Source organism: Actinopolymorpha sp. NPDC004070, assembly GCF_040610475.1.
Classification (GTDB): domain Bacteria; phylum Actinomycetota; class Actinomycetes; order Propionibacteriales; family Actinopolymorphaceae; genus Actinopolymorpha.
This window is the reverse complement of the sequence record NZ_JBEXMJ010000005.1, coordinates 369810-392478: the sequence shown is the minus strand read 5'-3', so window position 1 is coordinate 392478 and position 22669 is coordinate 369810. Positions and strand designations below refer to the sequence as shown.

Annotated in this window: 23 protein-coding genes and 1 pseudogene; 10 read left to right on the top strand and 14 right to left on the bottom strand. The window is 72.0% G+C overall.

The window, feature by feature from the left end; translation table 11 throughout:
- Positions 1–215 precede the first annotated feature (215 nt).
- Together ABZV93_RS12540 and ABZV93_RS12535 are read right to left on the bottom strand one after the other, a co-directional pair.
- Positions 216–668 carry a tetratricopeptide repeat protein gene (locus ABZV93_RS12540; protein ID WP_354933983.1) on the bottom strand — a complete coding sequence of 151 codons (453 nt, stop codon included), beginning with the start codon at positions 666–668 and terminating at the stop codon, positions 216–218.
- 196 nt (positions 669–864) lie between these two features.
- Positions 865–2253, bottom strand: a complete 1389-nt coding sequence (locus tag ABZV93_RS12535) for an IS1380 family transposase (protein ID WP_354933982.1) — start codon at positions 2251–2253, stop codon at positions 865–867.
- Positions 2254–2453: 200 nt separating this feature from the next.
- On the opposite strand from ABZV93_RS12535, the pseudogene ABZV93_RS12530 reads away from it, so the two are divergent.
- A pseudogene (locus tag ABZV93_RS12530) lies at positions 2454–3316 on the top strand (IS5 family transposase).
- 18 nt (positions 3317–3334) lie between these two features.
- Here ABZV93_RS12530 and ABZV93_RS12525 read toward each other — a convergent pair.
- The 5 genes from ABZV93_RS12525 to ABZV93_RS12505 form a co-directional block, all read right to left on the bottom strand.
- Positions 3335–4063 carry an FMN reductase gene (locus ABZV93_RS12525; protein WP_354933980.1) on the bottom strand — a complete coding sequence of 243 codons (729 nt, stop codon included), beginning with the start codon at positions 4061–4063 and terminating at the stop codon, positions 3335–3337.
- Positions 4060–5187, bottom strand: a complete 1128-nt coding sequence (locus ABZV93_RS12520) for an LLM class flavin-dependent oxidoreductase (RefSeq protein WP_354933978.1) — start codon at positions 5185–5187, stop codon at positions 4060–4062. The genes ABZV93_RS12525 and ABZV93_RS12520 overlap by 4 nt, the downstream gene beginning before the upstream one ends.
- Before the next feature lie 114 nt (positions 5188–5301).
- A complete protein-coding gene (locus tag ABZV93_RS12515; protein WP_354933976.1) occupies positions 5302–6420 on the bottom strand; it encodes a winged helix DNA-binding domain-containing protein in 1119 nt (372 codons plus the stop codon).
- Between the two features lie 54 nt (positions 6421–6474).
- Positions 6475–7182, bottom strand: coding sequence for a maleylpyruvate isomerase family mycothiol-dependent enzyme (locus ABZV93_RS12510; protein WP_354933974.1), 708 nt, complete (start codon positions 7180–7182; stop codon positions 6475–6477).
- A 26-nt stretch (positions 7183–7208) separates the two neighbouring features.
- Positions 7209–7703, bottom strand: coding sequence for a DUF3224 domain-containing protein (locus tag ABZV93_RS12505; protein WP_354933972.1), 495 nt, complete (start codon positions 7701–7703; stop codon positions 7209–7211).
- A gap of 192 nt (positions 7704–7895) precedes the next feature.
- On the opposite strand from ABZV93_RS12505, the gene ABZV93_RS12500 reads away from it, so the two are divergent.
- On the top strand, positions 7896–8879 hold the full coding sequence (locus ABZV93_RS12500; protein ID WP_354933970.1) for a YafY family protein: 984 nt from the start codon (positions 7896–7898) through the stop codon (positions 8877–8879).
- Between the two features lie 21 nt (positions 8880–8900).
- Here ABZV93_RS12500 and ABZV93_RS12495 read toward each other — a convergent pair whose 3' ends face one another.
- Together ABZV93_RS12495 and ABZV93_RS12490 are read right to left on the bottom strand one after the other, a co-directional pair.
- Positions 8901–10064 (bottom strand): pyridoxal phosphate-dependent aminotransferase, encoded by a 1164-nt coding sequence (locus ABZV93_RS12495; protein ID WP_354934000.1) that lies wholly within the window; start codon positions 10062–10064, stop codon positions 8901–8903.
- 26 nt (positions 10065–10090) lie between these two features.
- Positions 10091–10375, bottom strand: coding sequence for a hypothetical protein (locus ABZV93_RS12490; protein WP_354933968.1), 285 nt, complete (start codon positions 10373–10375; stop codon positions 10091–10093).
- A 16-nt stretch (positions 10376–10391) separates the two neighbouring features.
- Here ABZV93_RS12490 and ABZV93_RS12485 point away from each other — a divergent pair, with 16 nt between their 5' ends.
- The 4 genes from ABZV93_RS12485 (at position 10392) to ABZV93_RS12470 (ending at position 12962) form a co-directional block, all read left to right on the top strand.
- Positions 10392–10877 (top strand): hypothetical protein, encoded by a 486-nt coding sequence (locus ABZV93_RS12485; protein WP_354933966.1) that lies wholly within the window; start codon positions 10392–10394, stop codon positions 10875–10877.
- Between the two features lie 11 nt (positions 10878–10888).
- Positions 10889–11662, top strand: coding sequence for an SDR family oxidoreductase (locus ABZV93_RS12480; RefSeq protein ID WP_354933964.1), 774 nt, complete (start codon positions 10889–10891; stop codon positions 11660–11662).
- Between the two features lie 88 nt (positions 11663–11750).
- Positions 11751–12296: an orotate phosphoribosyltransferase gene (gene pyrE / locus ABZV93_RS12475; RefSeq protein WP_354933963.1), complete on the top strand. Its 546-nt coding sequence runs from the start codon at positions 11751–11753 to the stop codon at positions 12294–12296.
- Between the two features lie 69 nt (positions 12297–12365).
- Complete coding sequence (locus ABZV93_RS12470; RefSeq protein WP_354933961.1) at positions 12366–12962, top strand: LemA family protein; 597 nt, start codon at positions 12366–12368, stop codon at positions 12960–12962.
- A gap of 52 nt (positions 12963–13014) precedes the next feature.
- Here the strand turns inward: ABZV93_RS12470 and ABZV93_RS12465 are convergent, their stop codons facing one another.
- A complete protein-coding gene (locus ABZV93_RS12465; protein WP_354933959.1) occupies positions 13015–13722 on the bottom strand; it encodes a VTT domain-containing protein in 708 nt (235 codons plus the stop codon).
- 262 nt (positions 13723–13984) lie between these two features.
- Here ABZV93_RS12465 and ABZV93_RS12460 point away from each other — a divergent pair, with 262 nt between their 5' ends.
- Positions 13985–14722 (top strand): TrmH family RNA methyltransferase, encoded by a 738-nt coding sequence (locus tag ABZV93_RS12460; RefSeq protein WP_354933998.1) that lies wholly within the window; start codon positions 13985–13987, stop codon positions 14720–14722.
- On the opposite strand, the gene ABZV93_RS12455 is transcribed toward ABZV93_RS12460, so the two are convergent.
- Both ABZV93_RS12455 and ABZV93_RS12450 read right to left on the bottom strand, forming a co-directional pair.
- Positions 14668–15408 carry an HAD-IIA family hydrolase gene (locus ABZV93_RS12455; RefSeq protein ID WP_354933996.1) on the bottom strand — a complete coding sequence of 247 codons (741 nt, stop codon included), beginning with the start codon at positions 15406–15408 and terminating at the stop codon, positions 14668–14670. The two genes, ABZV93_RS12460 and ABZV93_RS12455, sit on opposite strands and share 55 nt — an antisense overlap.
- Positions 15409–15527: 119 nt before the next feature.
- Complete coding sequence (locus ABZV93_RS12450; RefSeq protein ID WP_354933957.1) at positions 15528–16700, bottom strand: NYN domain-containing protein; 1173 nt, start codon at positions 16698–16700, stop codon at positions 15528–15530.
- A gap of 640 nt (positions 16701–17340) precedes the next feature.
- On the opposite strand from ABZV93_RS12450, the gene ABZV93_RS12445 reads away from it, so the two are divergent.
- Complete coding sequence (locus tag ABZV93_RS12445; protein ID WP_354933955.1) at positions 17341–18135, top strand: ANTAR domain-containing protein; 795 nt, start codon at positions 17341–17343, stop codon at positions 18133–18135.
- A gap of 35 nt (positions 18136–18170) precedes the next feature.
- On the opposite strand, the gene ABZV93_RS12440 is transcribed toward ABZV93_RS12445, so the two are convergent.
- Both ABZV93_RS12440 and ABZV93_RS12435 read right to left on the bottom strand, forming a co-directional pair.
- Positions 18171–19025 (bottom strand): rRNA adenine N-6-methyltransferase family protein, encoded by an 855-nt coding sequence (locus ABZV93_RS12440; protein WP_354933953.1) that lies wholly within the window; start codon positions 19023–19025, stop codon positions 18171–18173.
- Positions 19026–19437: 412 nt separating this feature from the next.
- Entirely contained in the window at positions 19438–20481 is a 1044-nt protein-coding gene (locus tag ABZV93_RS12435; RefSeq protein WP_354933951.1) for an SIS domain-containing protein, read from the bottom strand.
- A 137-nt stretch (positions 20482–20618) separates the two neighbouring features.
- On the opposite strand from ABZV93_RS12435, the gene ABZV93_RS12430 reads away from it, so the two are divergent.
- Positions 20619–21386, top strand: coding sequence for a GntR family transcriptional regulator (locus ABZV93_RS12430; protein ID WP_354933949.1), 768 nt, complete (start codon positions 20619–20621; stop codon positions 21384–21386).
- A gap of 127 nt (positions 21387–21513) precedes the next feature.
- The gene (gene fbaA, locus ABZV93_RS12425) at positions 21514–22539 is read left to right on the top strand and encodes a class II fructose-bisphosphate aldolase (RefSeq protein ID WP_354933947.1); all 1026 of its coding nucleotides are present in this window, start codon (positions 21514–21516) and stop codon (positions 22537–22539) included.
- The last annotated feature ends 130 nt before the right edge of the window (positions 22540–22669 follow it).

The following is a 22669-nucleotide window of genomic DNA, read 5'->3' as shown; positions in this document are numbered from 1 at the left end:
GTCCACCGAGTCGAGCGCAGCCAGGATCCGGTCGGCGGCACCGCCACCGGTCCAGGCACCCCACTCACTCGAAGACATGATCGAATGCTACCGGCGACCACCGACAAGAGATTCGCTGTCGTTGGGCCGATTCGCCTTCATGCACAGGGGATTCTGTGGTCCGTCCCGTGGTTCGGGCAACGCGTCCCGGATCCACAGGACGGACTGTCCAGGTGTCACACGTCGGCGGTGAAGGCGTCCGCTCTACGTAGCCAGGTCGCGGCCTCGTGACCACGGCTCTGGCGCTCCAGAACCCTGCCCAGCAACAGGTGTGCGTAGGGCTCGACCGGGTCCTGGTCGATCACCGCGCGCAACTGCTCCTCGGCACGGTTCAACTGGGCGGAGTGGTAGTAGGCGCGGGCGAGCAGCAGCCGCGCCGAGGTGTTCCGGGGGAACTCCTCGACGAGCCCGGCCAGGAGGCGCGCGGCCTCGATGTAGCGGCGTTCACCGAACATCAGGCCGGCGCGTTCCCACCGGTCCGCGGCCGACTCCTCGTCGGCACTGCCGGCCAGATCGGCCCGGTCGGCCAAACCGGTGGGCCCGGCCTGGTCGAAGAGGTGGAGAGCCCCGGCCCAGCGGTCCTCGGTGGCCTCGCCGTCGGGGCGGAAGGTGTTGAACCTGTCGGTCATCGCGATCCTCCGGTGGGCTCGTCGGTGGGTCGGTCGGGTCTTGCCCTAGCCTCGATCTTTCATCTGGCTGGTCTTCGTGTCGTGTGGCCGTGGTTTCTGGTGGGGTGCTGGCTCTCGCCCGGTGGTGGCAGGGGTGGTTCCCGGCGCTGTGGTCGCCGGTTCTCCTGGTCCTTGGTCGTTGGGTGGGGGTTTGTTGTCAGGTGGTGTTGAGGGTGGCCCAGCCGGTGTCGATGAGTGGGTTCCAGGGCCAGTCGCGGGAAGCAGTCGCAGGAGTTGTCGCCGGCCGGTGGCGATGATGCGCCCCGGCCACGGACAGCAGGCGTAGCCGGAATCGTTTGGGTTCCCAGCGGCGCACTTGCGGCTGGTTGGGTGGCTGGTCGGGCCAGGCCAGGGTCTGGGTCCAGGTGAGCAGGTCGGCTGCCAGGGCGACGATGGCCAGCCAGATCTGGTTGCGGTCGTAGCCTGCGAAGGGCAGGTTGGCCATGCCGGTGTCTTTGAGGCAGCGGATGCGGTCTTCGGCGCGGGCGCGTTGGCGGTGGCGGATTTCCAGTACCGGCAGGGTCCAGCCGGGGCCTTTGGTGTTGGTGGCAAAGCAGGTGACGCGCCATCCGTCTGCGTCGGTCAGCCGGAGCTGGGCGCCGGGGTGGGGGCGTTCTCGGCGGGCGATCACCCGCATACCGGCCGGCCAGTTCTGTGGGCCGGGCCGGCTGGGTTTGATGGTGGGGGTGGGCATCCAGGCGGTCAGTTCGGCGACCTGGGCGCCCTCACGCGCCTGACCGTCACCGTCGAGGGCTGACCGCCACGCCTGCGCCGGTATCGCCTCCACGGCGGCTTTGACCGTCGCCGTGGCGGAGTACCCGATCGAGTACTCCAGACCGGCGTCGGTCACGTGGTGGAGGAACTTCTTCGAACACGCCCCAGAATCCGCGCGGACCAGTACCTGGGCCCGCTCGTGCTCGGGGAGCTGGGCCAGCGCCAGATCCAGGGCGTCGATGTGATCGGCGACGTTGAACGGGGACGCCGGGCCCGGCCGCAGCTGCAGGCTCAGGGTCTCACCGGTGCCGTGTTCGCCGTGGTCGACGAACGCGCACATCGGCGCGAACCCGAACCCGCGCTTGTAGGTCGGCCCGGCGTGTTCCTTGTCCGAATGCGCGGTCACCAAAGTGGAGTCGATGTCCACGGTCACCTGCCCGCCCTCACCAGAGCCCGCACGTGCGGGCAGCGGCCGCCGGGCCGCCCAGGCCGCGGAACGGGCAGCGGCGTGCGCGGCCCGGATCGCCGCAAGCGACACCTCGACGTCACCGGCCAGGGTCGCGATCAACCGCGACACGGTCGGATCCGAAGCCACCGCCCCGAACAGCCCCGGCTGGGCCCGCACCACACCCAGATCGGCAAGACAGTCCCCACCCAACGCCACCGCGGTCACCAGATCACAGATCACCTTGCCCGGATCATGAACCGCCCGCCGGCCACGCCACGGCGCCAACGCCACCGACAACGCCCGCGCCAGCCCCGACACCCGCACCGTCCGCGCCAACAACAACCCACCCGAACTCGACACCAACGACTCACGAGCCGAGTCCAACACCACACCCACAGCCGGGATACGCTTCACCTACGAAGTGCCTTCCACTCGGTACTACTTGCGACGTCGCAATCACAAGTTTCCCGAGCAGCGAAGGCACTTCGTGCGTTACACGCCGCACACACCACCCACGACGTGAAATCCCGAGGCTAGGGCGTGTCCTGCGGATCTTGGTGTGATTGTTCGGTCACGATGTGTGGATGGTTGGACGGGGTGAGGTTACTGACCGGGCGTGGGCGCGGATAGAGCCGTTGCTGCCGGGTGCGGGAACACCAGGTGGCAGGTGGCGTGAGCATCGGCAGGTGGTCAATGCCATCTTGTGGAAGTTGCGCACCGGGGCGCCCTGGCGTGACCTGCCAGAACGCTACGGGCCATGGAAGACCGCCCATGAACGGTTACGGAAGTGGACCGCGGACGGCACCTGGGACACGCTGATGGCCGAGGTCGTCACCAAGGACGACTCGATCGGCGAGGTCGAGTGGGTGATCAGCGTGGACTCCACCCACATCCGGGCACACCAGCATGCTGCTGGGGCCCGGAAAAAGGGGGCTGCGCGGACTGGATCGAAGCCCTCGCCGTGCCCGGAGAAGCCCTGGGCAGATCCCGGGGCGGGCTGACCAGCAAACTGCACCTGGCCGTCGACGGCACCGGCCTGCCGGTCAGCGTGATCCTGACCCCCGGCCCGGCCGGTGACAACCCTCAACTGCTGCCGCTGCTGGATGGGATCGCAGACCTGCGGATCGACGGGGTGCGGGTGCAGGTCGGGCGGGTGCTGGCGGACAAGGCCTACTCCCATCCCTCTACGCGCAAGGCCTTACGGCACAGGCGAATCAAGGTCACCATCCCCGAACGTTCCGACCAGATCCAACGCCGCAAACAACGCGGCCGGGCCGGCGGGCGCCCACCAGCCTTCGACGCCGAGCTGTACCGGAACCGCAACGTGGTCGAACGCTGCTTCAACCGCCTCAAACAGTTCCGCGGCCTGGCCACCCGCTACGCCAAACGAGCCGCCTACTACCGCTCCGAAGTACTCATCGCCTGCCTCATCCTGCTCCTGCGATGAAGATCCGCAGGACACGCCCTAGTCGGGCCTCAGCGCGGCGAGGTACTGCTCGAACGGAACGAACGTCTCCTCGCCGGTGGGCCGGTGGTCCGCGACGCGGACCTCACCGTCCGCCGCGGTGCCACCTATCTGCACGCCGCTCGCCCGTGCACCGTCCGTCGCACGCACGTCGCCGCGCCCGCGGCCTGCCAGCAGGTCGGCCAGCTCGCCCGCGGCACGATCGATCCGGGTGGGCAGTCCTTCGGTCATGGAGTCGCCGCGCCCACCCCAGTCCTCGCTGGCCGCGTAAACCGCGGTGGGTACGACGACCGCCCGCAGGAACGAGAACAGCGGCCGGAGCGCGTACTCCAGGGCGAGCGAGTGGCGTGCCGTCCCGCCGGTCGCCGCGGCGAGCACCGGCGTACCTGTCAACGCGTCGTTGTCGAGCACGTCGAAGAACGACTTGAACAACCCGCTGTAGGACGCGGAGAACACCGGGGTGACGGCGATCAGGCCGTCCGCCTCGGAGACCGCCGCGAGGGCGTCGGTCAGCCGGCGCGAGGGGAAGCCGGTTACCAGGTTGTTGGCGACGTCACCGGCCAGGTCGCGGAGTTCGACCACCGTGACCTCGACCTCCCGTCCCCGGGCCGCCAGTGCTCTCCGGGTCGCTTCGGTGAGGCGGTCGGCCAGCAGCCGGGTGGACGACGGGACGCTCAGCCCGGCCGAGACGACCGTGAGCCGAAGGGGCGTACGCGTACGTGTGGTCACGGGATCAACTCCTCGGCGGTGTTCTCGGTGTTCTCGGCGGACTCACTACCGGCGGCGCGGCGAGCGAGCAGGGAGGCGTGCGTGGGAGCCTCCGGCACGCCGGCCGGACGGCCCTTGGCGAACTCCTCCCGCAGTACCGGCACGACCTGTTCGCCGAGCAGGTCGAGCTGTTCCAGGACCGTCTTCAGCGGAAGGCCCGCGTGGTCCATCAGGAACAACTGGCGCTGGTAGTCGCCGAACGTCTCGCGGAAGGTCAGCGTCTTCTCGATGACCTGCTGCGGGCTGCCGACGGTCAGCGGCGTCTCACGGGTGAACTCCTCCAGTGACGGCCCGTGCCCGTAGACCGGCGCGTTGTCGAAGTACGGCCGGAACTCACGGACCGCGTCCTGGGAGTTGGCCCGCATGAACACCTGCCCGCCCAGGCCGACGATCGCCTGCTCCGGTGTGCCGTGCCCGTAGTGGGCGTAGCGCGTGCGGTACAGGTTGATGAGCCGGCGGAAGTGGTCCTTGGGCCAGAAGATGTTGTTGGCGAAGAAGCCGTCTCCGTAGTAGGCGGCCTGCTCGGCGATCTCCGGGCTGCGGATCGACCCGTGCCAGACGAACGGCGGCACGCCGTCCAGCGGTCGCGGCGTGGAGGTGAAGCCCTGCAGCGGCGTACGGAACCGTCCCTCCCAGTCGACGACGTCCTCCCGCCACAGCCGGTGCAGCAGCGCGTAGTTCTCCACCGCCAGCGGGATGCCCTGCCGGATGTCCTGCCCGAACCACGGGTAGACCGGCCCGGTGTTGCCGCGGCCGAGCATGAGGTCCACCCGGCCGTCGGCCAGGTGCTGCAGCATCGCGAAGTCCTCGGCGATCTTCACCGGGTCGTTCGTGGTGATCAGCGTGGTCGACGTGGACAGGACGAGCTTGGTCGTACGGGCTGCGATCCAGCCCAGCATCGTGGTGGGGGAGGACGGCACGAACGGCGGGTTGTGGTGCTCGCCGGTGGCGAAGACGTCGAGCCCGACCTCCTCGGCCTTGAGCGCGATGGCGGTCATCGCCTTGATGCGCTCGTGCTCGGTCGGCGCCCGGCCGGTGGCGGGGTCCACGGTCACGTCGCCGACGGTGAAGATGCCGAACTGCACGGCTGCCGCCTCCCTAGATCGTTCAACCTTCAACTGATCTGCTTCAGCGATGTGTGCCGCGGGTCTATTCCCGGTCCACCGGGTGCCCGGCTTTCGCGGGATCCATCGGGTATGTCAGGTCTCGTACGTCACGGCAGCCTCCGTGAGTCCGCGGACGCCGGCCATCCGCTCGGCCTCCTCCGCGAGCAGTGCCCGCTCGGTCCTGCTGATCCGGCCGAATCCCCGCACCGTCACCGCCAGCCGCTTCCGGCCCGCCGTCCTCGCCCGCCACACTCCGGCGACGTCACCGCGGACCAGGACGGCACCGGGGTTGCCGAGGATCTTCCAGACCTCCTTCTGCCGCGCCGGGTCGGGGACGAGCAGGTCGCGGTCGCGCGACTGCAGGAACGGGTCCAGCGGCGGCAGCAGCCGTACGTGGTCCGGCGCGGACGCACCGCGCAACGCGGCGAGGTCCTCCTCGGGCAGCCAGCACTTCCGCCCGTCGGCGCGAACCTCGACCAGTCCGTCCGGCCAGCTGTGCCGGAGCTCCGCCTGGGAGGTGCCGAAGTAGCTCGCCGCGTCGGCGGCCGTCGCCGGACCGTGCAACCGGAGGTACGCACGGACGACATCGGCGGTGCCGGCCGGCTTGGTGGGCACCGCGGGCCGCTTCTCCAGCGGCGCCAGCACCGGAGGGGACGTGTCGAACTCCTGGCGTACGCCGGCGGGCAGGCCGACGTGCTGCAGCAGCCCGCCGTAGACGTGGCGGGCCTTGCAGCTCCGGCAGTCGTAGGAGTACGCGTCCGGCAGCTTCTCGGTGACGGCCGAGCTCACCTCGCCCTTCGGCATCGGCCTGGTCACCACCGACCGCAGCACCTTCGCCGCCGTGGCGAACGCCTCCAGCGAGCCGATGCCCGCCTCCTTGAGCGGCTTGCGTTCGGCGGCCAGCCGGGAGTGTGCGTCCGCCTCGCCGCGGGGCCACAGTGCCCGGGCCAGGTGGGTGAGGTCGGCGCGCCGGTGCAGGTGAGGAGCGCCGCGTACCGACCACAACACCGCGTACGCGCTCCCGTCGGCGAACGGGTCCTCGTCGCCGTCGGGCAACCGGGCCGACAGGGCCAGCCGGGCGGTGTGCGCGGCGCTGTGCTGCACACCGAGGTCGAACACAGCCAGCTTGTCCGGGTCGTCGGTGGACCGGTCCAGGCCCTGCGCGGCGGCGCGGTACGCCAGCACCTGCTCCCGCCCGAACTCGAGTGCCATGACTCCACTCCTTCTCCGGTGTCCCGGACTTCGACTCGCCCGGCCCTGGCCGGACTACTCGCCCCGCAAGGGAGTGTCGCGGAAGCTCCCGAACAGGGTCAGCGAGTCCAGCGCCGCCTCGGCGTCGCCGTCCCAGTCCAGAGCGCGCGCCTGGTCGTGCGTACGTCGACCACCGATGGTGCGCAGCAGGTCGTACGCCGAGACGCGCAGCGTGGCGACCGGCTCGCCTTCTCCGATGGTCCGGTGCTCCTTCTCGTCGTCGATCATCAGCCGGACGGCCGGACCGCCGGACTCCCGCAGGCGCTGGTCGATCTGCTCCAGCGGCCTGGTCAGCCCGACCCGGACGCCGGGGTCGGTGCGCGCGCCGGGTCGCCCCAGCGCGGTTCGCAGGTCCTGTTCGTGGGAGACGACCTCGGCGACGAGCACACCGCCCATCGGCGAGGCGAGCAGGTCGCCGGCTTCGGCTCGGTGGCGTTCCCACTCCGCGAGCGACTCGGCCACGGCCTGCCCGCGACGTTCGCGCACGGTCCGCTCCCCGAAGTCGTCGCCGGGGGCCAGGTCGAACCGGCGGGCCAGGAAGTCGCCGAGACCGCCCGCCAGGTGCGCGACCAGTTGCTCCACGGTCCAGCCCGGGCAGGCGTCGACGGGCGTGCTCGGGTCCGCGTCGCGAACGAGGGCTGCGATCCGGGCCGTGCTGGCGTCGTACAACTGGGTGGCGGATTCGGTGCCGGCGGCCGACTCGGGCCGGACGGTGTCGTTCATCACGGGGCTCCTTTGCTCCGTCGGGGTCACTGCTGCTGGTCGTCGAAGGCGTAGTCGAAGGTGTACTCCACCGCGCCGACACCCTGCTCGGCGACGAAGCTTCCTCGTCCGCACAGTCCGGCGAGCTCCCCGGTGGCCGACCCGGGCACCACAGTCCAGTCCGCGCGCACCGTGGTGTCGGCGAACCCGCCGTCGTGGGCGAGGACGAAGGTGCCTGTCCGGCCGGCGACCGTGCCGGCCACCTTCTCGTAGCCGTGGTAGCGGCCGGCTCCCCACTGGCCCTCGCCCGGCCCGTAGAACATCACGTGGTGGGCCCTGCCGGTCCCGTCGATCGCGCCGGTGAACGTGTTGGCCGTGTACGCGTGTGCCACCCGCGGAAGCTCCTCGCCCGGCTCCGGCTGGGTCTCCTCCCACGAGGTGTAGGCGAACGTGCCGTCTGCTTCCGTGCTCGCGTTCGGGTCGGTGGGGGAGCTCGGAGTGGCGGCCGAGCTCGCAGTGGCGGGCGTCGAGGCGTTCGACATGGGTGGGTTTCTCCCTGGTTCGTCGGGATGCTCATGCCCACGGTCGGGCACGCGGCCAACCCTCGCCGGTATACCTGTCAACTACTGTCAGGTAAGTACGAGAAGATTCCAACGCACCGCGGGGAGAACGCGAGACCGCGGGGACCAGCGAACGGCGCAGGCTCAGTGGGCAGGCGCCGGAAGGGAGCGAAGGTGCGCGCCAGCCGACTGCTGTCCCTCCTGCTCCTGCTCCAGACCCGTGGCCGGATGACCGCCCCCGATCTGGCCAGGGAGCTGGAGGTCTCGGTCCGCACCGTCTACCGCGACGTCGAGTCGCTGTCGGCGGCGGGCGTCCCCGTCTACGCCGACCGCGGCCCGGCCGGCGGCTACCAGCTGCTGGGCGGATTCCGGACCCGCCTCACCGGGCTGACCGGCGACGAGGCGGAGTCGCTGTTCGCCGGCATTCCCGACGACGCGGCGGCCGAGCTCGGCCTCGGCTCGGTGCTCGCGGCCGCGCAGGTGAAGCTGCTGGCCGCGCTGCCGCCGGAGCTGCGCTCACGCGCCGGCCGGATCCGGGAGCGGTTCCACCTGGACGCGCCGAACTGGTTCCGCGAGGTGGAAAGCCCCGAGCACCTGGCCGCGCTGGCCGAGGCGGTCTGGAACCAGCACCTGGTGGAGGTGCGCTACGAGCCGTGGGGACGGGAGGAGGTCACCCGCGTGCTCGAGCCGTACGGCCTGGTTCTCAAGACGGGGGTCTGGTACGTCGCGGCCCGCGTCGACGGGGACTTCCGCAGTTACCGCGTCGGCCGGATCCGCTCACTCACCCAGCGGCCGGACCGCTTCGAACGCGCCGGCGACTTCGACCTCGCCACCTACTGGGCGTCCTGGGCCGAGGACTACCGCGCCCGGCTGTTCCACGCCGAGGCGGTGGTGCGGTTGTCGCCGCTGGCCCGCGACCTCGTGCCCTATTACCTCGGCCCGCACGCGGCCCGGGCGCTGCGGGAGACCGCCGGGCCGCCGGACGAGCACGGCTGGGTGCGGGCGACGCTGCCGATCGAGACGCCCACCCATGCGCGGATGGAGTTCTTCCGGTTCGGGCCGGACCTGGAGGTGCTGGAGCCGCCGGAGCTGCGCGACCTGATGGTGCGCAGCGCCGCCGAGGTCACCCGCCTGTACGCCGACGGCCCGGCCGGATAGGGCACGTGCTGGGCCAGCCCGCTACCGCCGCCTGCCGCTCAGCCCGGACCGCAGGCGTTCGACCGCTTCGGACAACACCTCGTCCCGCTTGCAGAACGCCCAGCGCACCAGAGGGCGCCCGGCCTGCTTGTCGTCGTAGAACACCTCGTGCGGGATGGCGACCACGCCGCAGCGTTCGGGCAGCATCCGGCAGAACTCCACGCCGTCGTCGTAGCCGAGGGGGCGTACGTCGGTGGTGACGAAGTACGTCCCACCCGGGACGAACACGTCCAGCCCGAGCGAGGACAGACCTTCGCTGAGCAGGTCCCGCTTGCCCTGCAGGGACGACCGCAGGCCGTCGTAGTAGTCGTCGCCGAACGCCAGCGCCTGCGCGACCGCCGGCTGGAACGGCCCGCCGGAGACGTAGGTGAGGAACTGCTTGGCGGTGCGCACCGCGGCCACCAGCGGCGATGTGGCACAGACCCAGCCGATCTTCCAGCCGGTGACGGCGAACGTCTTCCCGGCGCTGGAGATGGTCACGGTGCGCTCGCGCATACCGGGGTACGTGGCGAGTGGGATGTGCGGCGCGCCGTCGTAGGACAGGTGCTCGTACACCTCGTCGGTCACCACCAGCAGGTCGCGCTCGACGGCCAGCTCGGCGATCGCGGCCAGCTCGTCCGCGGTGAGCACGGTGCCGGTCGGGTTGTGTGGTGAGTTGACGAGCAGCAGCTTGGTGCGCGAGGTGACCGCGGCGCGCAGCGCGTCGACGTCCAGCCGGAAGTCCGGCGCCCGCAACGTGACCGGCACGCGCCGGCCGCCGGCCATCGCGATCCCGGCCGCGTAGGAGTCGTAGTACGGCTCCAGTGCGACCACCTCGTCGCCCGGCTCGACCAGGGCCAGCAACGCGGCCGCGATCGCCTCGGTCGCGCCCGCGGTGACGAGCACCTCGGTGTCGGGGTCGTACTCCAGGCCGTAGAAGCGGCGCTGGTGCGCGGACACCGCCTCGCGCAGGGCGGCGATGCCGATGCCCGGTGGGTACTGGTTGTGCTCGCCGGACCGGATCGCGTCGACCGCGGCGTCCAGCATCGGGGTCGGGCCGTCGGTGTCGGGGAAACCCTGGCCGAGGTTGATCGAGGAGGTTCGCAGCGCGAGCGCCGACATCTCTGCGAAGATCGTCGTCCCGAGCCCCTGCAGGCGAGCGGCCATCCGTGGGTGCGTCACGGTCACCGACCTTACTGCCGGAACACTGCGAGAACACCGCCGGAACGCACCGGCGACCGCCGCCGGCGGCCCCGGCCGCCTACCCCGGCCGGTGTGAGCGGGATGCCGTCCGGGGTCGGTCGCGCGCCGCGACCCTTGCCGATGGCAAGGTGGCAGTCGGTACGCGAACAGGTGTCGGCGAGGATGGGGACACACGACCAGGAGGTCCGCATGAGCGAGACGCACTCACCCGGGCCCGGCACGTCCGGGACCTCTGGCACGTCCGGGACCTCGGGCACGTCCGGGACCTCGGGCATGTCCGGGATCCCTCCGATGCCCAGCTGGCCACGCGCCGAGGAGGACGCGTCCGCGCGGCCGACGGAGCGTCCCCGGGTCGTCCAGATCGCGGTCTACCTCATGTATGTCGGCGCGGCGCTGTCCGCGGTGTCCGCCATCGCCGTGTTCGGCTCCCGCGACCGGCTCGCCAACGACGCCCGCGACATGCTGCGCGGGCAGAAGCAGCCGCTCACCCCCGAGAAGATCGACGCCACTGTCAACACCAGCCTGACGCTGTTCGTCGTGCTCGGCGCGGTGGCCGTGGCGCTGTGGATCCTGATGGCGGTGATGAACGGCAAGGGCAAGTCCTGGGCCCGCACCGCCGCGACGGTCCTCGCGGTCGCGAACGTCTTCAACACCGTCCTGACCGGCCTGTCCATCGTGGGGCTCGCCCTGCTCGCCACCGGCACGGTCGCCGCCGTGCTGCTGTGGCTGCCGGCCGCCCGTCCATGGTTCGCCACGGCCCGGCGCCTGCGCGTCTGAGTACGGAGATCATGCCCACCGCTCTCGTCACCGGACCCACCGCCGGTCTCGGCCGTGCCTACGCCGAGGCGCTCGCCGGCCGCGGTTTCGACCTCGTGCTCGTCGCCCGCGACCGGTCCAGGCTGGGATCCCTCGCCACCGAGCTCTCCGGCCGGTTCGGGGTGAAGTGCGAGGTCCTGCCCGCGGACCTCGCCGACAAGGCCGAGCTTCGTACGGTCGAGGAACGCCTGCGCACCGGCGAACCCCACGTCGACCTGCTGGTCAACAACGCCGGCTACGGCATGGGGGAAGGATTCCTCGACAGCAGCTCCGACGACGAGGAACGCCTCCTCGACGTCCTCGTCGTCGCGGTGCTGCGGCTCACCAAGGCCGCCCTGCCCGGCATGCTGGCCCGTCGTACCGGCGCGGTGATCAACGTCTCCAGCGTCGCCGGGTTCGTGCCCTACGGCACCTACGGCGCGGCGAAGGCGTGGGTCACGACCTTCACCGAGGGCGTCGCGAACGACCTGGTGGGCACCGGCGTCCGCGCGTTCGCGGTGTGCCCGGGCTATGTGCGGACGGAGTTCCACCAGCGGTCCGGCCTGCGGGTTCGGGGGCTGCCGAACTTCATGTGGCTGACCGCCTCCGAGGTGGTCGACGCCAGCCTGCGTCACCTGGACTCCGGCCGGCCCGGCCCGGTGGTGGTGCCGACGACCCGCTACCAGGTGGTCGCCGGTGCGGCGAGGTACGCGCCGCGGCCGTTGGTGCGGGTCGCCGCCCGCGGTGTGCGGATGCGCCGGCGCTGAGCCACTCCGCCGAGAGCCCCTCCACTGGGCACTTCCATTGACCCGTCTCCACAAGGACAGGCGCGGCGCGTGTCCTAAGCTTGCCGCCGTGCCCAGTGAGCGTTCGCAACTCCTCGACCAGATCACGTCCAAGGCGATCGTGCGCGAGACCGTCACGTTGTCGTCGGGAAAGACCGCCGACTACTACATCGACCTGCGCCGGATCACTCTCGACGGTGCGGCCGCGCCGCTGGTGGGACGGCAGATGCTGGAGCTCACCGGCGACCTCGACTTCGACGCCGTGGGCGGCCTGACACTCGGCGCCGACCCGTTGGCCACCGCGATGCTGCACGCGGCGGCGGCGCAGGGACGGCGGCTGGACGCGTTCGTCGTCCGCAAGGAGGAGAAGCGGCACGGCCTGCAGCGCCGGATCGAGGGACCCGACGTGGCCGGCCGGCGGGTGCTCGCGGTGGAGGACACCTCGACCACCGGCTCGTCGGTGCTCACCGCGGTGGAGGCACTGCGCGAGGCGGGCGCGGAGGTCGTCGCGGTGGCCGTCCTCGCCGACCGGAGCACCGGTGCGCAGGCGAAGGTCGAGGCGGCCGGGCTGCCCTACCGGTACGTCTACGGACTCACCGACCTCGGCCTGGGGTAGTCAGGGCATGTCTCGCCCCGGCCCCACAGTCCCGGACGAGTCCGGCCGTGCCGCAGAAACGAGGTCCGCGTGATCTGGATCGCCGCAGCCGTCGTCCTCGTCGTGCTGGCTGTCGCGGGCGGGGTGGTGTCGTACAACCGGTTCGTCAGCCAGCGCAACCTCGTCCAGGACTCCTGGCGGCAGGTGGACGTCGAACTCCACCGTCGGTACGACCTGGTGCCCGGCCTGCTCACCTCGGTGCGTACGCACGAGCACGGCGAGACCGAGGTGTTCGACGAGGTCGTCCGGCGGGCCGACGTGGCGGCGCGTGGCGGCGACCTGTCCCTACGGGCCGGCCGCGAAGCAGCGCTCGCGGAGGCGCTGCGGCGGCTGTTCGCGGTGGCCGACCGGCACCCGGCGCTCGGGAAGGACGAGGAGTTCGCGGACCTGCAGCGGCAGGTCGCCGAGACCGAGGACCGGATCGCGGCCGGTCGGCGCTTCTACAACGCGAACGTACGGGCGTACAACACCCGCGTCGGGGCGTTCCCCTCCAGCCTGCTGGCCGCCCGCTGCGGCTTCGAGAAGGCGGAGTACTTCGAGGTCGAGGAGGCGCAGGTGCGCGCCGCACCGGCGATCGACTTCGGCGCGCTGGGCACCCCGTCCCAGACACCGCCCGGCGACCAGTAGCGGAAGCCGCCGGTCAGTCGTTCCGGTGGGTTGTGCCGGGCAGTCGTGTCGTTCAGCTGTACCGGTCGGCCTGGGGCGTTTCGGTCTCCGCCTCCGGCGCAGGGACGGCCTGGTGACCGTTTCGGTGGGTCGCCCGCATCCGGAGGTACTCCAGACCGATCGGGACCACGGACACCAGAACGACCACGACCAGCATCAGCTCGATGTTGGTGCGGATCACCTCGATCCGGCCCAGGAAGAAGCCGAGGACGGTGACCCCGGCGCCCCAGATGACCGCGCCGATCGAGGTGTAGGTGGCGTAGCGGCGGAAGTTCATCCTCGCCACACCCGCGGTCACGGTGATGAACGTCCGCACGATGGGGACGAAGCGGGCCAGCACGATGGCGCGGGCGCCGTACTTGTCGAAGAAGTCCTGCGTCTTGTCGACGTACTCCCGTTTGAACAGCCGGGAGTCCTCCCGCCCGAACACCCGTGGCCCCGCACGGAAGCCGATGGCGTAGCCGACGAAGTTGCCCACGGCCGCGGCGACCGCGACCAGGACGCACACCAGCCACAGCGGCGTGCCGATCGAGCCCGTCGCCACCAGCAGCCCGGCGGTGAACAGCAGCGAGTCGCCTGGCAGGAAGAAGCCGATCAGCAGCCCGCACTCGGCGAAGATGATGAGCAACACCCCGACCAGCGCGTAGGGGCCGAGCGTGTCCAGGATCTTCTGGGCGTCGAGCCAGGAGGGAAGGAGCGCGAGTGTCGTCGTGGGTGGCACTCAGAGAGCCTAGCTGGCCAACCCCGGAACTCTCCGGGCCGTCCGGCCTCCTGCTGCGGAATGTTCGGGCGGTCCTGTCCGGAATGCCCGTCCCGTCCGGGTACGCGAGGCCGGTGTGGTGGACGCGGCCCGGAACCTTGCCCGGGGCGGGGCCCGCGGACCTGTATGCAGGGCATCCGTCGAAGATGGTGCGGTGCGACTCCGTGACGATCCAGCGCAGCCCGGCCACCGCGACGAGCCCGGCCACCGCCACGAGCCCGACCTGTCCGACCCGCAGGTCGGCGTGGGTCCGTGGGTGGGGCCGTGGCCTGACGACCCGCGTTACGACCCCGAACTGCTCGAGCAGGGCGACCGGCGAAACGTCGTCGACCGCTACCGCTACTGGCGCCGGGAGGCGGTGGTGGCCGACCTGGACACGCACCGGCACGACTTCCACGTCGCGGTGGAGAACTGGCAGCACGACCTGAACATCGGCTCGGTCGTACGCACGGCGAACGCCTTCCTCGCCCGGGAGGTGCACGTGGTCGGCCGGCGGCGCTGGAACCGCCGCGGCGCCATGGTGACCGACCGGTACCAGCACGTACGCCACCATCCCGATGTCGGCGCGCTGGCCGCGTGGGCCGCCGAGCACGACCTGCCGCTGCTCGGCGTGGACAACCTGCCCGGTGCCGTCGCGCTGGAGACGTACGAACTGCCCCGGGCATGCGTGCTGCTGTTCGGGCAGGAGGGCCCGGGCCTGTCCGAGGCCGCCCGCCAGGCGTGCACGGACGTACTCTCCATCGCGCAGTACGGCTCGACCCGTTCGGTCAACGCAGGCGCGGCCGCGGCGGTGGCGATGCACGCGTGGGTACGCCGGCACCGTTACGACCAGCGGCCCGGCGCGGAACCGGCCGGGCAGACTCCGGACCAGCCACCGTCGCCTCGGACCTCGGCTCGGACCTCGGCTCAGACCTCGTCCACCAGGTCGGCGACGGAGTCGACCACCAGCGAGGGGCGGTAGGGATAGCGCTCGATGTCCTGGCGCCGGGTGACCCCGGACAGCACCAGCACGGTGCGCAGGCCGGCCTCGATGCCGGAGATGACGTCGGTGTCCATCCGGTCGCCCACCATCGCGGTGCTCTCCGAGTGCGCCTCGATGCGGTTGAGCGCGCTGCGCATCATCAGCGGGTTCGGCTTGCCGACGAAGTAGGGCTCGACGCCGGTCGCCTTGGTGATGAGCGCGGCCACCGCCCCGGTCGCCGGGAGCGGCCCCTCCGGCGAGGGGCCGACCGTGTCGGGGTTGGTGGCCAGGAACCGCGCGCCGCGCTCGACCAGCCGGATGGCGGTGGTGATGGTGGAGAAGCTGTAGGTGCGCGTCTCGCCGAGTATGACGTAGTCGGGGTTGCGATCGGTGAGGACGTACCCCATGCCGTGCAGGGCGGTGATCAGTCCCGCCTCGCCGATCACGAAGGCGCTACCGCCGGGTGCCTGGTCGGCGAGGAACGCCGCGGTCGCCAGCGCGGAAGTCCAGATCAGGTCCTCGCTGACGTCCAGTCCGACGGACCGCAGCCGGGCGCTCAGGTCGCGCGCGGTGTAGATCGAGTTGTTCGTGAGAACCAGGAACCGTTTGCCCGACTCGCGCAGCCGGGCGACGAACTCCGGAGCGCCCGGGACGGGCTGGCCCTCGTAGACGAGCACGCCGTCCATGTCGGCGAGCCAGCTCTCGACCGGCCTGCGTTCGGACACCTCGCCACCTCCGGATCGGGAACCCCGCGCGCCTACCGTAGCCGGAGTGGACCGGCCCGGCGCGCGCCGAGGTGTCCCGGTCAGGCCTGTCCGCACGTCCGGCAACTGCCGCGCCGGCGCAGGTGGTACGCCAGCGTGGCGGCGGCGAGTCCGGCGCCCCACAGCGGCCACAACAGTTCCGGTCCCATGGTGGCCCACCACTGCTCGGCGAACTCGGGTCGCTGGATCAGCCGCCAGTACTCCAGCCCGGCCGAGGTGACGATGACCGACACCAGCGCCGCGGGTACGACGGCGACCTTCGGCGGCACGGTACGGCCGGCCCGGAACCACACCCAGCGCGGGTAGACCTCGCCCCACCGCTGGACGAGTCCCAGGGTGAGGATCGCGCCGAGGATGCCGAGCGACGCCAGCGCCGCGCCCGCCATCCACATGCCGTCCTGCTTGCCCTGCCGGTAGAACTCCTCGTCGATGCCGAGCGGCACTCCGAGCGCCCAGGCCCATCGGGTCGCGGCGTAGACGAGGGGAACCACCACGGCCAGGCCGACCGCCCAGCGCCCCCACCTCGCCGCCGCGGCGGGCGTCGTCCAGCGCGAGACCCGTCCGGGCGTACGGCCGCAGGCCAGGCAGGCGGCGCGGTAGCGGCGGGCGGTCGCCACCGCGAGCCCGGCCCACGCCAGGCCGCCGAGCACGAACACCGCCTGGTGGGTGACCGTCCACAGGCCCGGGTCGACGATGTGCGGCATCGAGGAGCCGGTGACCAGAACGTAGAGGCCGATCCCGGCAAGGATCGGTGCGTACGCCACCAGCATCAGCACCCGCCGGTCGGGCACGACGACCAGCAGGGCCAGCGCGCTGACCGCGGCGTACCCGGCGAACACCGGCGCCGCCCGGCCGAGGGTGCGCCCGGCGGCCAGCGCGCGGGTGGCCGCCAGGCCGAGCGCCGCGCCGAGGATGCCGAACGCGGCGAGGGCGGGTGCGGCGACGTCGGCCGGCACCGAGCCGAGGACCGACTCGAACCGCGTCGGGTCGTGGCCGGGCCCGAACGGGAATCCGGGGCCGCCCGCGGTCCAGAAGAGACCGAGGACGGCGTAGAGGGCGGACCACGCGGTGGCGGCGTACCCCAGCCGGACCGGCCAGGGCGTGGACGCGCGGTCCGGCGTTGCCGTCGTGGTCTGTGCTGGTGCCGGCGTGCCCGAGGTGGAAGCGCCTGCCGGAGCCGGCGCGGATGGCTGTGCGGGCGTTCGTCTGCTCATGCGTCCAGCCTCGTCACGCGGACGGGCCGGCACCTCTGCCGAACGGCCGACCGCGCGAGCTCACCGACGGTCCGGCGTACGCCGAATGCCGTAGTCGGGGCGCGGGCGGTGGGTGACCCCCGGGCAGGCCCGGGGGAGATCGTCGGCACCGGAGCGGATCCGCCTCCGAAATCCGCTCCGGCGCCGGGCCGGTGGGTCCCCTCGCCCCCGGCCGGAGCACCCGTTCGGACACCTCGGTGGGCCTGCGGTCGCCCCCTCCAGCGACCGCCCGGCGCATCGGGCGTACGGCATGGTGCTCGGTGGAATGTCAGTCAGGCCGACGCGGGGCGGTGTTTCGAACCGGCGTTTCGAAACGGGCCCGCGACGGCTGGGGACGCTGCTCGCCGGCGATGCGCGGTGGCGCGTGGTCGGCGCAGGCCGCTGCCAGGGGCCTGGGCGGCTGCCGCGATGGCCACCTGCGGACATCGCGAGATGACCATAGCGGTCCGGTAGCGGTGCAGGAACCCGGGGTTACCGGATTGTCGGACAAAAGGTGACCTTCTCGTTTCGGAACGTCACCGTCTCCCATCCCGCAGTCCTCCCCGGTCGCACGGCCGGTCCGGTGACGACAGCCGCGACGCGCGGGTCTACCCTGTGCGCGATGCGGACAGTGACCGAGCGGGAACTCATAGCGGCGTTCGTGGCGCTCGCGGGTTCGCCGGACGACCAGGACGACCGGGACGCCGGCGATCATCTCGGCTCCCTCGTCCGCGGCGCCATCTCGCTGCTGGACATCGGTGCCGCCGGGGTCCTGCTCGCCGGCGACGACGGGGCGCTCGGTGTCGCCGCCTCCTCCGACGACGTGGTGGCGCAGGTCGAGGCCGCCGCGCTGGCCGGGCCGGACGGCCCGGGCGTGGACTGCTTCCGCACCTTCGCCGCGGTCGGAACGCCCGACCTGGGCACGGCGCTGGACCGATGGCCGCGGTTCGCGGCGCTGGCGCTCGGTGCCGGTTACACCGGTGCGTACGCCCTGCCGCTGCGGGTGGGGGGCGCGGTGATCGGCGCGATCACCCTCCACCGTGCGGCGCCCGCGACCGGCACCGCATGCGAGGCTGCGGCCGAGATCTGGCCCGGCGACGACGCGCTGACCCTCGCCCAGGGACTGGCCGACGTCGCCGCCGCCACGGTCGTACGCCGGCGGGCGCTGCGGCAGTCCGGCGTGCTGGCCCACCAGTTGCGGTCGGCGCTGGACAGCCGGGTGGTGATCGAGCAGGCCAAGGGCATCCTCGCCGAACGCGGCGGGTTCGGGGTGGACGAGGCGTTCACCCAGCTGCGCGGGTACGCCCGGCGCAACCGCATCCGGCTGGCAGACCTCGCCGACGGGATCGTCGACGGCACGGTCGACACCCGCCCGGTGCTGGGCCGTCCGGCGGCGGAGGTGCGCGGACGCAGGTAGGCGCCGGCGGCTCACTGGTGCCGTTCCACTGGCGTTCATCGCCCCTGCCGGGACAGGTCGAGCGCCGACCGCGCGAGCCCGGCCCACCCGTCGACCGGGACCGCGCCCGCGCGAACTCCCCGCTCCAGGCCCGCGTCGCCGAGGATCCGGCGGGCCGCCGACCGGCCGGCCACGCCGGCGACCACGGTGCGCGCCGGCTGGTCCGGCCACCGGTACGCCTCGGCCAGCATCGCGTACAGCACCAGCCGGACGCGCCTGCCGGCCAGTCCGGGACGGGGCCGGACCCGCAGATGCGCGGAGTCCACCGACGGCGCGGGTGCGAACGCCGCCGCCCGGACCCGGCGGATCACCCCCAGCTCGTACGTCGCGCCCCACCGGGCGGTCTCCAGGTCGCGGGGGAGCGCGCGGCTGACGCGCTGGGCGAAGCCCCACTCGACCACCAGGTCGGCGGCGGCCAGGCTGCTCGCGTCGCCGTTCGCGTCCGGCAGCAGCCGGCGCAGCAGCAGGGTGGACAGGTCGTACGGGATGGACGCGACCACCTGGAACGGCCGGCGTGGCAGCGGCACCTTCACCAGGTCACCGGCGACCACCCGGACGTTCGGGTGGTCGCCGAACCGGCGCTCCAGCCGGGTGAGGAATCCGGGGTCGCGTTCGATGGCGAGGACGCGGGCGCCGGTGCGGGCGAGGGGAGCGGTGAGCGTTCCCGGCCCGGCGCCGAGGTCCAGCACCAGGGAGTCCGGCCCGAGGCCGGCGGACTCGACCAGCCCGCGCACCGCGGCGGCGGACCGCAGCAGGTGGATCCCGTGGTGGTTGGCGGACCGACGAGCGGACGAGCGAGCAGGCGTGGACGAGCGGGCAGGAGCGGACGAGCGGGGCGTACGGGCAGGCATGACGATCCTCGAGGGGTGCGCTGCGGATGGGAGCCGTGAAAAGGCCCCACCGAGAGCACTCGGGAGGTCACGCCGGCACGCGGGGAGGAACGACGACCGGACAGCAGCCGAAGAGAGGCAACCGGGCGGAGGTGTGCCGCGAGGGGTCAGCCGGAAGGCACCAGACCGGCGAGGAAAGTCCCGGCCGGCGCGAAGACGCCTGGGTCAGACCGTCACCGAGAGATCGGTGGGGCGGTCCAACCGCAGGCGGATGAAGAACGCGCACGCACACATGCACATGGCCGCGACCCTAGTGCGGGTACGCGACGGCCCGCGACCGAATTTCGATCGCGGGCCGAGGCGGATTCCCACGCGGATGCTGGACGTACGACAGACGTACGAGAGGGACGAGGAGTACGAGCGCGACGGCGGCTCAGCCCGCGTCGGTCTGGGTGACCTTGGAAAGCCCACGCGGTGCGTCGGGGTCCAGGCCGAGCCGGCGGGCCAGGCTCTCCACCATGAGCTGCCCGGGCACGACGGCGGCCAGCGGCGCCACCATCTCCGGCAGGTCCGGTCCCGGCACCGACAGCGCGCACGCGGCGCCGAACGCCGCGTCGCCGCCGATCCCGATGGTGGTGGCGCCCCGGCGGGCGAGGTCGGTGGCGACCTCGGTGAGTCCGCCCACCACCGGGCCGTCCTTCGCCGCGACCACGATGGCCGCCACGTCGGCGTCGACGACCGCGATCGGGCCGTGCCGCAGGTCGGCGTACGACAGGCCGCGGACCGGCCGCAGGCAGGTCTCCTCCAGCTTCAGCGCCACCTCCAGCGCGGTACCGAACAGCAGCCCGCGCCCGGACACGAGAGTCTCCGCCGACTTCGCCAGCTGGGCGGCCGCCGCGTCCACGCCCTCCCGCCGCTCGACCAGCTCCGACATCTGCGCGGGAACCCGGGCCAGGTCGGCGTCCAGGGACGTCGGGTCGGGTGCGAGGGCGGTGGCCAGGACGGCCATCGCGGTGAGCTGGGTGGTGTAGGTCTTGGTGGCGGGTACGGCGTACTCGCGGCCGGCGTCGGTGGCGAGAGTCAGGTCGGCACCCCGGGCCAGCGCACTCGTCCCGTCGTTGGTCACCGCGACCGTCCGGGCGCCGCGACCGGCGGCCCACTCCTGGGTCTCCACGATCTCGCGGGTCTCACCGGACTGCGAGACGCACACGACCAGCGCGTCGGTGAGGTCGACCTCGGCGTGGTAGTGGGTGGCCACGCTCGGCGCGGCGAGTCCCGCCATCCGGTGGGCGTGGGTCTCGACCAGGTAGCGGCCGTAGACGCAGGCGTTGTCGGAGGAGCCGCGGGCGACGAACAGGATGTGACGGGTGCCCTCGGCGAGGCGGTGCAGCTCGCCGCGCAGCGGACGGAGACCGTCCAGGGTCCGGGCAACCGCCTCCGGCTGCTCAGCGATCTCCCGGGCCATCTGGGTGGTCATGCGGCGACTCCGAAATCATCAGCGAGGCTCGTGTGTGGGCACACCCCGTCGTGGCACGATGCTCGCGACGAGGCTGCTCACGGTGTCGGAGCGACCCTAGAACGCCTGGCGGGCGGCCCGGACGGGAGGTGCCGACGGTGGACGAACGTCACCGGGTGGTCACCGACGGTCCGGTGCCCAAACACGCGCAGCTGCGGCGGATCCTGGAGTCGCTGATCGAGACCGAGCTCTCCCCGGACGCGGCGATCCCGTCCGAGCGCGACCTGATGGCCGCGCACCGGGTGTCCCGGATGACGGTGCGGGAGGCGATCGGCCAGCTGGTCTCCGAGGGCCGCCTCTACCGCGTGCGGGGCAAGGGCACGTTCGTCGCGGCACCCCGGGTCGACTCGATGCTGGAGCTCACGTCGTTCACCGAGGACATGCGCCGCCGCGGCCACGAGCCGGCGACCGTGGTGCTGCGCTCGATCGAGGCCGTTCCGCCGGCGCCGGTCCGCCGTGCGCTGGGACTCACCGCCGCCCGGACCGCCTACCGCGTCGAACGCCTGCGGATCGCCGACGGCGTGCCGATGGCGCTGGAGGACGGTTGGTACGCCGCCGACCGGGCGCCCGGCCTGCTCGACCGCGACCTGTCCCAGTCGCTGTACGCCGTGCTCTCCCGGTCGTACGGCGTGGTGATCGACGCGGCCAAGCAGGCCCTCCGCTCGGAGGTGGCCGACGCGCAGACCGCCCGGATCCTCGGTGTCACCGTGGGCGCCCCGCTGCTGGTGCTGGACCGCACCTCCACCGCCCGCGGCCGGCCGGTCGAACAGATCACCTCCTGGTACCGCGGCGACCGTTACCAGGTGCACATCGACCTCGCCCGGGCCAGCGACGCCGGCCGGGTCCCCTGGCAGCCGGGCCGCTGACCGCGGAGTGCGGGGAGGTCCGCCGGGTGCCCGCGACGCGCTGAGCCGGAGGGTGGCCTGCCCCGGCCCGGTCGCCTCGGCGATACTTGGCGTGAGCAGGACCGACAGACCAGTTCGAGGAGCGCCCATGCCTGTTGCCACGCCTGAGGCCTACGCCGAGATGCTCGACCGCGCCAAGGAGGGCGCGTTCGCCTACCCGGCCATCAACGTCACCTCGTCGCAGACGCTGAACGCTGCGCTCCGGGGGTTCGCCGAGGCGGAGAGCGACGGCATCGTCCAGGTCTCCACCGGAGGCGCGGAGTTCCTGTCCGGCTCCACGGTGAAGAACATGGTCACCGGTGCGGCCGCGTTCGCGGCGTACGCCCGCGAGGTCGCCAAGGGCTACCCCGTCAACGTCGCCCTGCACACCGACCACTGCCCGAAGGACAAGCTGGACAAGTTCGTCCGGCCGCTGCTGGAGCTGTCGGCGGAGCGGGTGAAGCGCGGTGAGGAGCCGCTGTTCCAGTCGCACATGTGGGACGGCTCGGCGGTGCCGCTGGAGGAGAACCTCCAGATCGCCAAGGACCTGCTGGCCAAGGCGGCCGCGGCCCGGGTCATCCTCGAGATCGAGGTCGGCGTGGTCGGTGGCGAGGAGGACGGCATCGTCGGCGCGATCGACGACAAGCTCTACACGACCGTCGGCGACGGCCTGCGCACGGTCGAGGAGCTCGGCCTGGGCGAGCACGGCCGCTACATCACCGCACTGACGTTCGGCAACGTGCACGGCGTCTACAAGCCGGGCAACGTCAAGCTGCGCCCGGAGATCCTGAAGGAGATCCAGGAGGCGGTCGGCGCGAAGTACGGCAAGGAGAAGCCGTTCGACCTGGTCTTCCACGGCGGCTCCGGCTCGCTGCTGGAGGAGATCCGCTCCGCGCTCGACTACGGCGTGGTGAAGATGAACATCGACACCGACACGCAGTACGCCTTCACCCGCGGCGTGGTCGACCACATGTTCCGCAACTACGACGGCGTGCTGAAGGTCGACGGCGAGGTCGGCGACAAGAAGGCGTACGACCCGCGGGCGTACGGCAAGGCCGCCGAGGCGACGATGGCCAAGCGGGTCGTCGAGGCCTGCGAGAACCTCCGCTCGACCGGTACGACGCTCGGGAAGTGACGCCTCCGGGCCGGCCTCCTCGAGGGCCGGCCGTGCCCCGGTGCCCGGTGCCGGCTCGGGTCGGCGACAGCTGGATTGAGCGCTTCGTTCGAACATGCAGGAGCCAGGACGGTGTTCACCGTCCTGGCTC

Excerpts from the sequence above, each read along its gene's own strand:
- fbaA (WP_354933947.1), top strand. The coding sequence starts at position 21,514 with ATGCCTGTTGCCACGCCTGAGGCCTACGCCGAGATGCTCGACCGCGCC.
- ABZV93_RS12490 (WP_354933968.1), bottom strand. The coding sequence starts at position 10,375 with ATGCCCGAGGTCCCGGACGTGCCCGAGGTCCCGGACGTGCCAGAGGTC.
- ABZV93_RS12510 (WP_354933974.1), bottom strand. The coding sequence starts at position 7,182 with ATGAACGACACCGTCCGGCCCGAGTCGGCCGCCGGCACCGAATCCGCC.
- ABZV93_RS12450 (WP_354933957.1), bottom strand. The coding sequence starts at position 16,700 with ATGAGCAGACGAACGCCCGCACAGCCATCCGCGCCGGCTCCGGCAGGC.
- ABZV93_RS12515 (WP_354933976.1), bottom strand. The coding sequence starts at position 6,420 with ATGGCACTCGAGTTCGGGCGGGAGCAGGTGCTGGCGTACCGCGCCGCC.
- ABZV93_RS12505 (WP_354933972.1), bottom strand. The coding sequence starts at position 7,703 with ATGTCGAACGCCTCGACGCCCGCCACTGCGAGCTCGGCCGCCACTCCG.
- ABZV93_RS12445 (WP_354933955.1), top strand. The coding sequence starts at position 17,341 with ATGCGGACAGTGACCGAGCGGGAACTCATAGCGGCGTTCGTGGCGCTC.
- ABZV93_RS12440 (WP_354933953.1), bottom strand. The coding sequence starts at position 19,025 with ATGCCTGCCCGTACGCCCCGCTCGTCCGCTCCTGCCCGCTCGTCCACG.
- ABZV93_RS12540 (WP_354933983.1), bottom strand. The coding sequence starts at position 668 with ATGACCGACAGGTTCAACACCTTCCGCCCCGACGGCGAGGCCACCGAG.
- ABZV93_RS12485 (WP_354933966.1), top strand. The coding sequence starts at position 10,392 with ATGCCCAGCTGGCCACGCGCCGAGGAGGACGCGTCCGCGCGGCCGACG.
- ABZV93_RS12435 (WP_354933951.1), bottom strand. The coding sequence starts at position 20,481 with ATGACCACCCAGATGGCCCGGGAGATCGCTGAGCAGCCGGAGGCGGTT.
- ABZV93_RS12480 (WP_354933964.1), top strand. The coding sequence starts at position 10,889 with ATGCCCACCGCTCTCGTCACCGGACCCACCGCCGGTCTCGGCCGTGCC.
- ABZV93_RS12455 (WP_354933996.1), bottom strand. The coding sequence starts at position 15,408 with ATGGACGGCGTGCTCGTCTACGAGGGCCAGCCCGTCCCGGGCGCTCCG.
- ABZV93_RS12495 (WP_354934000.1), bottom strand. The coding sequence starts at position 10,064 with ATGGCCGCTCGCCTGCAGGGGCTCGGGACGACGATCTTCGCAGAGATG.